Source organism: Butyrivibrio proteoclasticus B316 (assembly GCF_000145035.1).
Taxonomy (GTDB): Bacteria; Bacillota; Clostridia; order Lachnospirales; family Lachnospiraceae; genus Butyrivibrio; species Butyrivibrio proteoclasticus.
Window position 1 is genome coordinate 602,050 of the sequence record NC_014387.1, and the last position, 14,196, is coordinate 616,245.

General features: G+C 41.0%; 12 protein-coding genes. 10 read left to right on the top strand and 2 right to left on the bottom strand.

The window, feature by feature from the left end:
* Nucleotides 1-2 precede the first annotated feature (2 nt).
* Entirely contained in the window at nucleotides 3-209 is a 207-nt protein-coding gene (locus BPR_RS02400; RefSeq protein WP_042256396.1) for a hypothetical protein, read from the top strand.
* 104 nt (nucleotides 210-313) lie between these two features.
* Here BPR_RS02400 and BPR_RS02405 read toward each other — a convergent pair whose 3' ends face one another.
* A complete protein-coding gene (locus BPR_RS02405) occupies nucleotides 314-931 on the bottom strand; it encodes a superoxide dismutase (protein ID WP_042256398.1) in 618 nt (205 codons plus the stop codon).
* 391 nt (nucleotides 932-1,322) lie between these two features.
* A complete protein-coding gene (locus BPR_RS02410) occupies nucleotides 1,323-1,814 on the bottom strand; it encodes an Hsp20/alpha crystallin family protein (RefSeq protein WP_013279873.1) in 492 nt (163 codons plus the stop codon).
* A gap of 419 nt (nucleotides 1,815-2,233) precedes the next feature.
* On the opposite strand from BPR_RS02410, the gene BPR_RS02415 reads away from it, so the two are divergent.
* From BPR_RS02415 to BPR_RS19500, 9 genes are all read left to right on the top strand, one after another.
* The gene (locus BPR_RS02415; RefSeq protein WP_242662183.1) at nucleotides 2,234-3,607 is read left to right on the top strand and encodes an MBOAT family O-acyltransferase; all 1,374 of its coding nucleotides are present in this window, start codon (nucleotides 2,234-2,236) and stop codon (nucleotides 3,605-3,607) included.
* Nucleotides 3,608-3,661: 54 nt separating this feature from the next.
* Nucleotides 3,662-4,444: a mechanosensitive ion channel family protein gene (locus BPR_RS02420; protein ID WP_013279875.1), complete on the top strand. Its 783-nt coding sequence runs from the start codon at nucleotides 3,662-3,664 to the stop codon at nucleotides 4,442-4,444.
* 47 nt (nucleotides 4,445-4,491) lie between these two features.
* Nucleotides 4,492-5,103, top strand: a complete 612-nt coding sequence (locus tag BPR_RS02425) for a thymidine kinase (RefSeq protein ID WP_042256399.1) — start codon at nucleotides 4,492-4,494, stop codon at nucleotides 5,101-5,103.
* Between the two features lie 122 nt (nucleotides 5,104-5,225).
* Nucleotides 5,226-6,764: an ArnT family glycosyltransferase gene (locus BPR_RS02430; RefSeq protein ID WP_143754252.1), complete on the top strand. Its 1,539-nt coding sequence runs from the start codon at nucleotides 5,226-5,228 to the stop codon at nucleotides 6,762-6,764.
* Between the two features lie 358 nt (nucleotides 6,765-7,122).
* The gene (locus BPR_RS02435; RefSeq protein WP_143754253.1) at nucleotides 7,123-8,415 is read left to right on the top strand and encodes a hypothetical protein; all 1,293 of its coding nucleotides are present in this window, start codon (nucleotides 7,123-7,125) and stop codon (nucleotides 8,413-8,415) included.
* 837 nt (nucleotides 8,416-9,252) lie between these two features.
* Complete coding sequence (flgM, locus tag BPR_RS02440) at nucleotides 9,253-9,537, top strand: flagellar biosynthesis anti-sigma factor FlgM (RefSeq protein WP_013279879.1); 285 nt, start codon at nucleotides 9,253-9,255, stop codon at nucleotides 9,535-9,537.
* 143 nt (nucleotides 9,538-9,680) lie between these two features.
* Complete coding sequence (locus tag BPR_RS02445; protein WP_143754254.1) at nucleotides 9,681-10,199, top strand: flagellar protein FlgN; 519 nt, start codon at nucleotides 9,681-9,683, stop codon at nucleotides 10,197-10,199.
* Nucleotides 10,200-10,351: 152 nt separating this feature from the next.
* The gene (flgK, locus tag BPR_RS02450) at nucleotides 10,352-12,025 is read left to right on the top strand and encodes a flagellar hook-associated protein FlgK (protein WP_013279881.1); all 1,674 of its coding nucleotides are present in this window, start codon (nucleotides 10,352-10,354) and stop codon (nucleotides 12,023-12,025) included.
* Nucleotides 12,026-12,348: 323 nt separating this feature from the next.
* A complete protein-coding gene (locus tag BPR_RS19500) occupies nucleotides 12,349-14,196 on the top strand; it encodes a flagellar hook-associated protein FlgK (protein ID WP_013279882.1) in 1,848 nt (615 codons plus the stop codon).

The window sequence follows — 14,196 nt, forward strand, 5'->3', positions numbered from 1 at the left end:
AAATGTCAAAAGAAAAATTAGAATACGAAGGATACATCGGAACAGTAGAATATGATGAGAAGCTTGATTTCTACACAGGAGAAGTGGAAATTGACGGTCATATTTATACCTATGAAGGGGATACTCTTGAAGAACTCCAGGAGGACTTTGAAGATATTATTGATTCGATCATTGCATTTGATGAGATGGATGATGAGGATGAGGAATAAAATAGTATATGACGTATATAGCTATTTATTATTGAAAAGCCTGCAAGTATCATGACGATACCTGCAGGCTTGATTTTCGTTATTATCTCGAGCGCTGATCAGAATTATCCAATTGCTTTCTCGTAGTTAGCCTCTATTACTTTCCAGTCAAGGATTTCCCAAAATGCCTTGATGTAGTCAGGCCTGAGATTCTTGTACTTAAGGTAGTATGCGTGCTCCCAGACATCAAGTGCCAGGATAGGTGTTCTGCCTGTTCCCTCACTGATAGGGTTATCCTGATTAGGGGATGCGCTCACATAGAGCTTACCTGATTTATCTGTAGAAAGGAATGACCAGCCAGAGCCAAACTGTCCGGCAGCAGCCTTGGACAGGGCATCTATACAGTTCTCGACACTTCCGCAGTCTCTGTTAATGGCTTCAAGGAGTTTTCCTGTAGGAGCCTTGGCAGGATTTGGAGAAAATGCTTCAAAATACAGGTTGTGGTTGTAATAGCCGCCGCCCTGATTGCGAAGGCCTTTTCTAAGTGTCTCGTCAGAAATCTGATCCAGTGATCCAAGGATTTCTTCCACTGATTTGCCTGCTACACCGGCTTTTTCTGCAAGTTCGTTAAAGGTCTTGGTGTAAGTAGCATGGTGCTTACCATAATGAGTTTCAATGGTCAGCTGATCAAGATGGGGCTCAAGTGCATTTGCGTCATAACTAAGTTTAACCTGTTCGAACATTGTAACATCCCCTTTCGCGTTAGCCTCGCAGAACATCCAGGAACTGCGAGGAATAATTGAGATAAATATTTAGTTGTTTACTATATTATGATATACGATATAGTGAATATATTTTAACATGGAATGAAGACTTTTTATATACGGTATGAGGATTATTTAGATAAAATGGAATTATATCGTATTATATAGATATGACATAATTATATAGAATTATATAGGATTATATAGATGCGATGTAATTATATAGAATTATATAGATGCACAGTTAATATAAATTAACAGTATTGAGTGCAAAAAAGCAGCCCGGGATTTCCCGGGCTGTAGCTATAAATATCCATTTACCTATTATTTACCAGTATGACATCAACTAAAGCTGGATGCAACTTGGTCATCAGTCCTTAACCTCAATTCTGTGAACTTCCTCTTTCTCAGGAAGTGCTTCCTTCTTGGGAATATTGACGGTCAGAACTCCGTTTCTGTACTGAGCGATGATATCTTCAGGCTTAAGGCCTTCTACGCGGAAGGATCTCTGGTAAGATGAAGATCTTCTCTCGCGGCGGATATACTTGCCATCGTTGTCCTTCTCATCTTTGTTCTCACTGTGGGAAGCGCTGATTGTCAGCAGGTTGTCCTTGAGATCAATATTGATATCTTCCTTGTTGAATCCGGGAAGCTCAGCTTCTAGCTGATAGCAGTTATCCTTCTCAATCACGTCTGTTCTCATGAGGCTGCTACCTGCAAGAGCATTTCTGCGAGCATCATCTACGTGGTTTGTGCCGTCTCTGCGGCAACTGTCATCATTCCATCCCCAGAATCCTCTGTTAAAAAGATCATCCATCTCATCGAAAATATCATTGTTACTCCAAAGCATAGGCATCAACATAAAAATCACGCTCCTTTTCTATAATTATTTGTTGTAGTGTTGGTTTTGTGAAAGTTGTTAGCTATCCGCAAGCCTTGTGCAAAATGTAATTAGCACTCACCTTGAAAGACTGCTAACAATTTGTTTAAGTATGTTATAGAACATGTGGAACAGAATGTCAACATTCTTTTTTCTAAAAAATTTATGAAGTGGAAAAGTATCCAATTAAGACGAGCTATCTTTGTTGATTACATTACAAGAGTAACTGCGCAGGGAGAAAAAACGCACTCTTAAAGCCACTTAAGGAACTTGGAGTTCCTGCCTCTTATTATTTTGGGAGAAAAATGATACAATAGGTAGAACGAAAAAGTGAAATAATTAAGGATAATTGGGAAAAAATGGTTTTTTCAAGTTTATTATTTACGTTTTATTTTTTGCCTTTGGTTTTAGTACTGTATTATATTTCTAAGGATAAATATAGAAATTACATATTACTGGTAGCTAGTCTTGGATTCTATGCATACGGCGAGCCTAAATTTGTTTTTGTTATGATAGGCTCAATTGCGCTCAACTATCTGTTTGCACTTATTATAGATAAGAAAAGAGATAAAGCGTTTTCTAAAGTTCTGATGGTTTTGGATGTTGTTCTTAACATAGGAATTCTATTTGTGTACAAATACCTTGATTTCGCAATTACTATTGCTAACAAAGTCAGCGGCGCAAGTCTGCAGCTTAAGGGAATAGCTTTGCCCATAGGCATTTCTTTTTTCACCTTTCAGGCACTGTCCTATGTGATCGATGTTTATAAGGGAACGGTGAAGGTTCAGAAGAATCCGCTTTATGTGGCACTTTATATTTCTTTTTTTCCGCAGTTGATTGCAGGACCTATAGTCAGATACTCTACGATAGAGGATCAGATTCTTAACAGAACGTCAGATATTGAGACATTTGCTGATGGCGCTAGGCGTTTTATGATAGGGTTTGGAAAAAAAGTGATCATAGCCAATAATCTTTCTGAGGTTGCGTCGAGCTCTTTTGGAACTGATGTAGCTACAGCGAATCCGACATTCCTGTGGTTGGGAGCAATATGCTTTAGCTTGCAGATTTTCTTTGACTTTTCAGGATACTCTGACATGGCTATTGGTCTGGGTAAGATGTTCGGTTTTCATTTTCTTGAAAACTTCAATTATCCATATGTTTCAAAGTCTGTGACAGAATTCTGGCGCAGATGGCATATTTCACTCAGCAGTTGGTTTAGAGATTATGTGTATATTCCTCTCGGAGGATCAAGAGTTCCTTTTTGGAGGCATATTCTAAATATGCTTGCAGTATGGCTTTTGACTGGTATCTGGCATGGGGCTAATTACACATTTATAGCATGGGGGCTTGGATATTTCGTTTTACTGGTAGTTGAAAAATATCTGATCAAACCGGATAAAAGAAAACTAGTTGCTTTTAAGGTTTTATGGCAGATAGTAACACTTTTATGTGTGAACTTCGGATGGGTAATCTTTAATTCATCAAGTTTGTCCTATGGAATCAAATATTGCCTTGCTATGGTTGGCTATTACGGCAATAGATTTACTATTGATGACACAGTGATATATAACATGAGGGAATATGGAGCTTTTCTTATTCTTGGAGTCCTTTTCTCTACACCTGTAGTTAAAGTTTTGGGGGCAAAGCTTGGTGAAACTAAGATTGGTAATGCGACAGCAATTATAACTCCTCTTTGTGTGGGATTTGTCTTTTTGTGGGCTGTTTCATTTCTTATACTTGGGGCGCACAATCCGTTTATTTATTTTAATTTCTGAGTATATGTAATAGAATTTATGGAAAAAGAATTTGTGGGAGTATGAATTATTAGTATGAAAGAAGTTTTGGATGTTTTCTTAAAGTATATTCTGCCGTTTGTCATCGCTTATATTCTTAATGTAGTGATGAACAAACTCTTTAGCAAGGAGAGGCTTCGTGGTAAGCTTCATCTTATTTTCCTAAAAGGTATTATAATGGCATTTTTCTGGGCAGTTGCGGTTCTTACTGCGCTTAGCGGAATTCCGGCCTTTAGTAAGACCTGGGAGACAGCTATTGCATCATCAGGAATTGCGGCGGTTGTAATAGGTCTTGCAGCCCAGTCTACGCTTAGTAACGTGTTTGCGGGTATTGCCCTTTCTGCGTCAAGGTCAAGGCCTTTTGATATTGGAGACAGAGTTGCCATTGATTCTATTGATCCCGGTTATGTTGAGGATATAACTCTTCGTCACACTGTTATCAAGACTTATCAGAATGAGAGAATATATGTGCCAAACTCAGTTGTAGGAAGCGCTACGGTCATCAATTACACTCAGGACCGCTCTTATTCTTTTCCTATAACTGTATCTGTGGCCTATGGAACTGACATGCAGAAGGCTATGGATATCATGGCTGACGTTGTTGAGCAGCATCCAAACCATTATGGAGCAAGGCCCAAAGTACTGTGCAAGAACTGCGGGGACAGCGGAGTTACATTGAGGGTTCTAGTGGAAACCCGGGATTTCAAGGATAATCCAACTACATGTTCAGATTGCCTTGTTGAGATCATGAAGAGATTTGCAGATGCCGGAATCGAGATTCCATATAATAAGCTTGTTGTATTGCAAGGGGAGTCTTGAGGAGAAGATCTGTAATAATACAAATCAAGAAATAATTGGGGGAAAGTATGGGAAAGTTATATTTCAGGTATGGAGCAATGGGAAGCTCCAAGACAGCAAATGCGCTGATGGTGCGCTACAATTACTATGAGAAGGGGCAGAACGCTATTATTCTGAAACCTCAGACAGAGAACAGGGATGGGGAAAAAACTGTCAAATCCCGCATGGGACTTAGTGCAGAGTGCACATTTGTTGAGGAGTTTTTAGAGACTGTTCAGAATGAATGGCTCACGGGGAAATCTGATTCATGGAAGGAACTGGACTGCGTAATTGTTGATGAAGCGCAGTTTTTGACAGAAGAGCAGGTTGATATGCTGGCTCTTGTTGTGGATAAGTATGACCTTCCGGTTATCTGTTATGGACTTCGTACTGATTTTACGAGTCATCTTTTCACAGGTTCCAAGCGACTTATGGAGATTGCCAATTATATAGAGGAAGTCCCTACTGTCTGCTGGTGCGGCAGAAGGGCTCATTTTAATGCCCGTGTTCATAATGGCAAGATCGTCAGAAGCGGTGAGCAGATCATGATGGGTGGCAATGAGTCTTATGTTTCCGTATGTAGGAGACATTTTATATCAGGAGAAGTAAGCGGCCCGAGAGAGAGGGACGTTGAGGAGTGATCAGGGATATTCATAGTGGTTTTTACGAGAGTTACATATTTGTAATTCTTTTTGCGATTTGAATTACTGGTAGTATTAGAAGAATTGTACTAGTAGAAGTATTGTAAGTGGGATTTGGTATTATGAGAAATATTAATGTTTACAGAACAAGACAGATTTGTTTGTTGATTGCATTTTTTACGGTGATCATAATCAGGCTTTTCTACAAATTGGATGTCGGTACGATAAATGTTACTGATGAAGCTTGGTACGGTATAAATGCTTTTGAAATGTTCAAGAGTGGTAACTGGCTTGTTCCGACCCTTAGAGGACAAATTGACTATGCCTCTAAACCGCCTCTTGGACTATGGGGAATTCTTATAGGGTTTAAGATTTTTGGAACAAACCTTATGGGACTTCGTTTCTATTCGGCTGTGGCAGGTCTTTTGACTATAATCGTTATCTGCATTTATTTGTATAAGCGGTTTGATAACAGATATGCTCTGGCAGCGGCAGCTGTTTTCCCTGTTTTGTGGCAGTGCTTTGACATGCATATGTACAGAGCTGGCGATATGGATGCTCTGTTTGGTTTGTTCTACGCGATAGCAATTTTTGCTCTGTCTGAAATTGCCAGGGGCGATTCGCGAATGATAGTTGTGTACTGGGCTGCAGTGGGGCTTGGTTTTATGACCAAGAGTATGCATGTCGTGGTATTTTTGCTTGTTGGATTTTTGTATTTACCTGTTATTTACAAAAAGCTTAATGTCAAGGACAGCGTCTTTGGAATATTGGCAGGTCTTCTACCAACTGTAGTGTGGGGAGCGGCTCGTTATCAGGTTGATGGATTTAAATATATTCGCTGTATTACCCTTGGAGAAGCCGGAGATCAGACCAGAAGCGGAATAACTCTTGATTATCTAAGAGATATTTCAAGAGAGAAGGTAACTTGGCTTCTCGCAGCTCTTTTGCTGGTAAGGCTTGTAATGTATTTTGTACACGGAGTAACGGATGATTCCTATAAGGGAGCCGGGCTTCCGGAAAAGAGAAATCTTAGAAACTGGTTCAGAATATTTGGCAGAGATGTTTTCTTTTTTATAAAAAGAAGATATCTATCCATTCTGGCCTACTGTGTACCTATTGGAGTTTACACTTTGGCAGGGCATTACATGACCTGGTACATTGATCCGGCATATATTGCAGTAATATGGATTGTCTCGATAGAGGCTATTGAGATTTCAGATATGCTGGGCAAGACAATGAAGAAAAGGGTTTTTGTTCTCCTTGTTGCTTTGGCCTGCCTCTTTTATTCAAGTGTTCAAATATATCAGTACAAGGATCTTGGTGAGGGCGGTAATCCGGTTGATCAGTTTGGACATGATATGACAGAGTTCTGTGATAATACCAGCGGTGAATATGCCGGATGTGATGCGTATATTGCCTATGACAGAGGTAGATATGTTGGTGACAGAGGTCACTGGGAACTTGATTATGTTTTTACCTGTAACACTAAGGGAAATTTAAACTGCCTTGATGGCGGCGTAGAGGGATTCCTTGCGGATGAGGATTCACTGCTGGTTCTCGATAGCGGGTTGTGGGATCAGTATGCAAGTGTCCTGACAGGCTATGTGTTCCTTGAGCAGAATACATTTTATGTGCTGTCACATGATAGGTATGGAGAGTAGTATGTTTAGAGCGGTCATCGTATGGTGGCCGCTTTTCGATTTTATATTAAAAAATCTGAATATTTAGTCTTTTTTCTTTTACCTTAATTGGAGACTGGTCTGTGCCGATATCAATAAGGACACGATGATTATTGATGGGTAACCAATACCACCACCAGCAATCAGTAATTTGACTGTGTATTTGTTATCTCTGGCCACCAGCAGAAATTGGGTAACAAATGAATATTTCTGAATTGGGAATAAGCTAAGGAAAGCGTGATCCTTCATGGAAGAGTAAATCTTTTACATGGAGGTTTTTTATTTTTGTAGTAGAAGGAAAATGCTACGAAATAATGACCTTCATAATCAAGGAGGCACCATGAAAATTGCACAAAGTAACGTTAATCTAGTGTCAAGTAGTCACTATTACGAGGAAAACACGGTATCGATAAGTAGTGGGGTGATGACGAGGGAGTCTTTTTTGGACAATCTGCAGAGGCAGGGCGAGGTAGTTACAGGACAAGATAAGATAGAAGAGAGCAGTGCAAAGAATGCTGAAGGAAAGATTAATGTAAAAAGTGGGACAGAAAGAAGCAAATTGTCGGATCTTTTTGAGATGAACGGAAATCAGTCTGAGATATCTATGGGGAGCGACAATTATAATAATTTGAAGTCCGCAAGATCAGCTTATCTTACAAGTTCAGAGGAGAGCCTTCACGAGCAGATTGCAAGGATAAGGGCAAATCTTTTGGAGAGCCTATTAAGTTTCCTGCAGCTTATTGGAGGGGATAAGGCAAGATCCAGGTACAAAGAGACACTTGGAGAAACAGCAAATATGCTGAATGAGAATAGCTTTGTCAGTGTGACATCTATTAAAACAAGCCATGTGGAGGAAGAGGCAACAAGTTTTTCCGGTCAGGGGATAGCGCTGACAGAGGATGGAAGACAGATTGATTTTAATGTGAATTTCAGTTTATCCAGGCGTTTTGAGTCCTACGCTGGAGTTACCATGGCAAGAGCGGCTAATCTGATAGATCCGCTTGTTATCAATGTTGGAAGCAATGTCACAAGTATAAGCGATCAGAGCTTTTACTTTGATATTGACTGCGATGGCAAGGAGGATAAGATAAGGGGCCTTGGGCCTGGAACAGGTTTTTTGACCTATGATATGAATGGGGATGGCATCATCAATGATGGCAGCGAATTGTTTGGTACAAAGAGTGGTGATGGATTCAAGGATCTTGCCCGGTATGACAGTGATGGAAATGGCTGGATCGATGAAAACGACGAGGTTTACGGTAAACTTCAGGTCTGGCTAAGGGGTGAGGATGGCGAGGATACTCTTTTGTCCCTACAGGAAGCTGATGTTGGGGCAATCTATCTTGGAAGCGCACCGACAGCGTACACCTATTACGGGGATGAGGGAGATGTGCATGATCCATCAAGGCTATCAGGAGGTGCAAGCTACGCAAGTCAGCATGATGAAGAGGGATATGCTAACAATGGAGCGGATGTGAATAATGGAGCAGATGCAAATATTGCGGTGAATCCAGCAAGCGTAGATATTGCTTCAAGCATGGCAGTTACAGCGATGATGCGAGCTAGCGGGTTGTTTCTACGAGAGAGCGGCGGCGTAGGTACAGTGCACCAGATAGATCTTGCGAGAATGTGATAGAGGGAGCAATGATCTACGACAATCTTTGAGTAATCTTAGCCGAAAACATATGAAAAGATTGGTTGCGGCTAATGGCTATACGCAGAATAATAGCGCGCTATTAGCCGCAATGACAATGAAATGAGGTTTTCGGGTAAGTAGAATGTGATTAGAATTGTAAGAGACTAGCCGCAAAGGCCTTTAATGATGGATTTCGGCTAATAAACTTAACGACTACAGTGACAAGTGATTAGCCGAAGAGGACCTATTTTTGAAAATTCGGCTAACATATGGACCTGATGGCAGATTTTAATATTAGCCGAAATAGTCTTTTCCAAGCATGTTAGGCTGATAGAATTCTAAAAGGCATCATTTTACATTAGCCGCAAATGTTAATATCAGTGTCTTGAGTATAAAACATCGGTCCCAAGACAGTATTCCTACGTTAACAATAGAATCATAAAGGGGTGCATAACCTTTTGCTAAGAATAAAAAAGCGCATTAAGAAAAAGACCAGTACACTAAAAAGATCAAGTCACAAAAAGTTCACAAAAAAATTTCTAAAATAACTCTAAAGTTTTTGAAAAGAATAACCGATATAAATAACGGAAACCAATAAAAAGTGTTGAAATCCTTGGAGAAAGCACATATTACGGGCATGGAGGACTAGGGGAAGACCTTCAGCAAATTGTTTCTGATATATCATTTAGAAACTAAAGTAATATGAATATCTACCGATAAAAAGAGTAGAAAAATCTACGAGATCAGATTAGAGTGATCAAACTAAAGTTAGTAGACCAATCTACCGATAAAAGAAGTAGATAACAAAATACTCCAGGGAAGGAGGAAAAGAATATGCGTATAGAAGCATACAGTCAGGTTCAGCAAGTTTATTCAAACAACAAAGTAGGTAAGGCACAGCCGACCAAGAAGACAAATGATATCAGGGATACTGTATCTTTTTCTTCTATAGGTAAGGATATTCAGGTTGCTAAACAGGCTGTAAGCGCAGCTCCAGATGTCAGGGAGGACGTTGTAGCTAAGTACAAAGCTGCTATCAAGAACGGAACTTATGATGTGAGTGGAGAGGCCTTTGCAGATAAAATGCTTGCTAACTACGAAGCTTTCGAAGGTTTATGATAAAACGGCCCTGTTCGTGATGACTCATCGCGGGTGGGACTGAAAAAGGTAAACCAAAATGGCTAATTTAGCAGGTATACAGGATGAATAGCCTGAGCCATATTACAAATTGAATATATCAAAGAATAAGGAGGATAATTCCAGTGGCTAGTTTGATGGAAACTTTGGTGCAGGTTCTCGACGATGAATGCACCATGTACGAGCAATTACTGGGGTTGTCGAGCCGAAAGACCGCTATTATCGTGTCAGGCGATCTTAAGGCACTTGCGGATATCACGGATGAAGAGCAGTGCGTGATAGGCAAGATCCAGCGCCTTGAAAAAGAGAGAATCGTGGCGATGGAGAACATTGCCTGCGTACTTAACAAGGATGTTGATTCATTAAAACTGACCGATCTGATCGAGATTTTGGAAAAGAGACCACAAGATCAGAAGAGTCTGGCAACGCAACGCGACAGATTAGTCTTCGTAGTTGAAAATGTCAGACGTGTAAACGGACAGAACCAGGAACTCTTAAAGAGCTCCCTCGAAATGGTTCGATTTGAGATGAACATCATCCAGGCGTCTAGAAGAGCTCCACAGACAGCAAATTATTCCAGAGCTTTAGACACTACAGGCGATTGTCTAGGTTACACATCGGGCGGGTTTGATGCAAAGCAGTAATGTAGTATTTCATCTGATCATTTAACGAGGAAATACCAAGATTAGAGGATCAGATGAGAGGCTACCAAGCATGTAGATAACCCACCCGGGATAGACAATTTCCCGATAGTGTCTTTAATTTTGCCTTTTTTAGGATAAAAGGAGAATACACCATGTCACTTATGGCGAACCTTTATGTAGGCCAATCCGGACTGCAGACATCACAAAATGCCCTTAATACAACGGCACATAATATGGCGAATGTTGATACTGAAGGCTACACAAGGCAGCAGGTGTCACAGGGAACCAGAGCTTATCAGACTCTTGAGAGGCGTTATGACACCATTGCTCCCAAGCAGATTGGAACAGGCGTTAACTACAATCACTGTAAGCAGGTCAGAAGCGAATTTCTCGATCTTTCCTATAGACAGGAAAAAGGGAGATACGCTTTTTATGATGTTTCTACCAAAGCACTTGAAGAGATTGAAGATCAGCTTCAGGAAATGAACGGAACAGAGTTTGCTGATTCGCTTAACAATTTGTGGGTATCTGTGCAGGAGCTGGCCAAGGATCCTTGCTCAGCAGTTAACCAGAGTGCCATGGTGACACGTGCAAATGAATTCCTTACAAGAGCCAAGAGCGTATATAACGGCCTTGTATCTTATCAGGAAAATCTAGATTCTACAGTATCTGTAATGGTAAAAGAGATTAACGATATCGGCGACAGAATTCGTAAGATCAATGAAGATATCGTTTATATAGAGTCAGGCAAGCAGGAAAAAGCTAATGACCTAAGAGATGAGAGAAATGGCCTGTTAGACAAGCTTGGAGAATACGGAAAGATTGAATATCACGAAGATATATTTGGAAATGTTTCAGTTCTTTTTGAAGGATCTTCATTTGTAACTACAGACCACGTCAATCACATAGGACTTATCACAACTGAACATGTTGAGCCGCCGGAGAGCCCTGTAGGATATGCAACTCCTTACTGGGAGTACGCAGCCAAGACAGAAGTTGATGCGGAAGGCAATAAGATCATAACATCAATTGCAGGCGGACACTTATATAACCTTCAGACAACAATCTCAACTACAACCAATACTGATATCGGTAAGCTCAAAGCAGTTCTTTTGGCAAGAGGTGATCACAACGCAACTTACCACGATATCGTTGAGGATGAGAATTACTATAACAGCAATATAGCCCAGTCAGTAATAATGAACGTTCAGGCTGAGTTCGACCAGATGATACATGCGATCATGACCAAGATCAACGAAGTTATGATAAATGCAGAATCCAACCCGGCGACACTTGATAAGACGGTAGGCTTCCCTGCTGATTTTGCTCTTTTTGTGGAAGCCAATCCTACGGATCAGCTGACCTATGAAATAAGCGAGGATAAGCCTGCAGGATCGATCAATACTGGCTTTACCATCATGAACACTCAGGTTAATCCTAAACTCATTCAGGATCCTACTCTTTTCACCTTCAGGATGATTGACGGCGGCGAAGACACAGCTACTATGACCGCGTTAAAAGAGGCATTTACAAAAGAAGAGTACATATTAAATCCAAACGTTTCAACAAGAAACAGCTTCGTAACTTATTATAACAGCCTTGTTTCACAGGTCGCCAACTCAGGAGATGTGTATAAATCAATCTCACAGGCACAGGAAGAAACAGTTTCAGCGGTTTCTTCAGGAAGAGAGCAGATCGTTGGAGTATCAAGTGATGAAGAGCTCGAGTTTATGATCATGTTCCAGAATGCTTATAACGCATCAAGTAGATATATCAACGTTGTCAGCGAAATGCTCGAGCACCTCGTAAGCACACTTGGATCATGATAACTGCATACTATTGTTTTACGAGTTTATGTCAATATGTGTAGGTCAGTGCTCGTAGCACTAAACATTTCAGTGAGCCTGCAAAGGGCAGTCTCACTTCCATAGTGCTAAAATCGCTCTGACTCTACACATATTCTTACATAACCCCAAGGCTAGTTCTTTAAATGCCGAATTCAAGATGAAATTAGAGCATCCTACTAAGAATATTAGTGCAATTGCCGATATATTCTATGAGAAGTAGTACAGAAAATGCGTAAGCACAGTGAGAGCTGTGATATCACACATATGCATTTTCGTCCTGCACACATATAAGGAGAACCGCAATGACATCTCAATTCTTCGGATTAAATATCGCAGCATCAGGACTTAGAGCATCTAACGCATCCCTGAACACAACTGCAAATAACATAGCAAATGCCAACACAGATGGCTACAGCCGCCAGAAAGTCACACAGGCTGCAAGCAACGCACTAAGGGTATTTGCTACATACGGCTGTGCAGGAGCAGGTGTTGATACCCTTGCTATCGACAGAGTAAGAGACAGCTTCTACGATGTTAAGTTCAGAAACAATGAGCAGCTCCTTGGAAATGCATCGCAGAAGAACTACTACAATCAGCTTGTGGAAAAGTATCTGGATGACGATGGAAATTCCGGTTTCTCAACTCTTTTTAACAAGATGGAAGCATCCCTTGAGTCAGTAATGACGGCAGCAGGAACTACAGAGACCAAGTCAACATATATATCACAGCTTAAGTCAGTCACAGAGTATTTTAACAACGTATATAACAATCTTCAGAATGAGCAGGCAGACATAAATGCAGAGATTAAGCTCTGCGCAGACAGGATCAGCTCGATAGCCCAGGAAATTGCCAGCGTCAACAAGCAGATCAATGTCATCGAAATGACAGGCGCCAAGGCAAATGAACTAAGAGATAAAAGAGATACCATGGTGGATGAACTCTCCAAGATGGTTTCGATAGAAACAAAGGAAACACCTGTAATTGATGAAAACAATCCGTCAAGAGTAACAGGTGCAACAAGATATCAGATCTGGATCGCAGGTTCCTACGAACTTGTTGATACCTATGATTTCAGGAAAATGATCTGCGTAGCAAGAGATGAAGATGGCAGTACAGACCAGAACGATATTCAGGGCCTCTTTGATATCAAGTGGGGCTACGGAAGCTACAAGGATGGCGACAATGTTAATGAGCTTTCTGATTTTACACTTGATTCTCAGCTCATAGGCGGCGAACTACAGGGACTCCTTGCTATGAGAGATGGCAATAACGGCCAGTACTTCCATGGAAAGAGTGCAAACGCAGAGTGGGTAGGCGACCAGATGGTTGTCACGGTTGAGGTCGATGCCACCTACCTTAAGGACATGACCAAGTGCACAATTCCTAAGGAAGGAAACATCCACATTGGCCCCAAGGATTACAAGTACGACAGCTGGACCTATAACGGAGATTCAACCTACACATTTGTTATAGATAAAGAAACACTTACATCTGTTCCCGATGTTGGCAGAGGCGTTCAGATCGGTTATGCCAACAGCTATCAGGGAATTCCATATTACATGGCTCAGATGAATGAATGGCTTCGCCAGTTTTCAGATGCGACAAACGAGATCATGGTAAACGGTTACACTTCAGATTCCCTTGAAGGAATCAATATCCTCACAGGAACCATGGATACCAACTCACTAGCCCAGTACAGCTACGAGCAGCTCACAACTCTTTCTGAGAACAAAGGCTATTACTTCCTGACCGGAGGTAACTTCGCCGTAAATGCAGTTCTTCTCGATAATGCCGACAGACTTGCAACCAAGGCAGATGTTACAGAGGGCGAATCAGAGTTCATGAATCTCAAGAAGTTAAAAGAGATGTTTGATACCAAGAAGATATTCAGAGGCGCAACATCAGGCGAGTTCCTCACCAAGGTTCTGGCAGATGTGGCACTTAATAAGAGTAACTCCAATACTCTTGAAGAAACCTATAAATCTCTTGAGAATACTATCGACAATCAGAGACTTTCAGACTCAGGAGTTGATGAAGACGAGGAAGCTTCAAACCTTGTTAAGTACCAGAATGCTTACGCTCTTTCTTCCAAAATGATACAGACACTCTCAGAAATCTACGACAGACTCATTCTCCAGACCGGAGTATAA

Bases quoted from the DNA above. Each gene is read 5' to 3' on its own strand.
- BPR_RS19500 (WP_013279882.1), top strand. From the start codon at position 12,349: ATGACATCTCAATTCTTCGGATTAAATATCGCAGCATCAGGACTTAGA.
- BPR_RS02430 (WP_143754252.1), top strand. From the start codon at position 5,226: ATGAGAAATATTAATGTTTACAGAACAAGACAGATTTGTTTGTTGATT.
- BPR_RS02425 (WP_042256399.1), top strand. From the start codon at position 4,492: ATGGGAAAGTTATATTTCAGGTATGGAGCAATGGGAAGCTCCAAGACA.
- flgK (WP_013279881.1), top strand. From the start codon at position 10,352: ATGTCACTTATGGCGAACCTTTATGTAGGCCAATCCGGACTGCAGACA.
- flgM (WP_013279879.1), top strand. From the start codon at position 9,253: ATGCGTATAGAAGCATACAGTCAGGTTCAGCAAGTTTATTCAAACAAC.
- BPR_RS02400 (WP_042256396.1), top strand. From the start codon at position 3: ATGTCAAAAGAAAAATTAGAATACGAAGGATACATCGGAACAGTAGAA.
- BPR_RS02405 (WP_042256398.1), bottom strand. From the start codon at position 931: ATGTTCGAACAGGTTAAACTTAGTTATGACGCAAATGCACTTGAGCCC.
- BPR_RS02410 (WP_013279873.1), bottom strand. From the start codon at position 1,814: ATGTTGATGCCTATGCTTTGGAGTAACAATGATATTTTCGATGAGATG.
- BPR_RS02420 (WP_013279875.1), top strand. From the start codon at position 3,662: ATGAAAGAAGTTTTGGATGTTTTCTTAAAGTATATTCTGCCGTTTGTC.
- BPR_RS02435 (WP_143754253.1), top strand. From the start codon at position 7,123: ATGAAAATTGCACAAAGTAACGTTAATCTAGTGTCAAGTAGTCACTAT.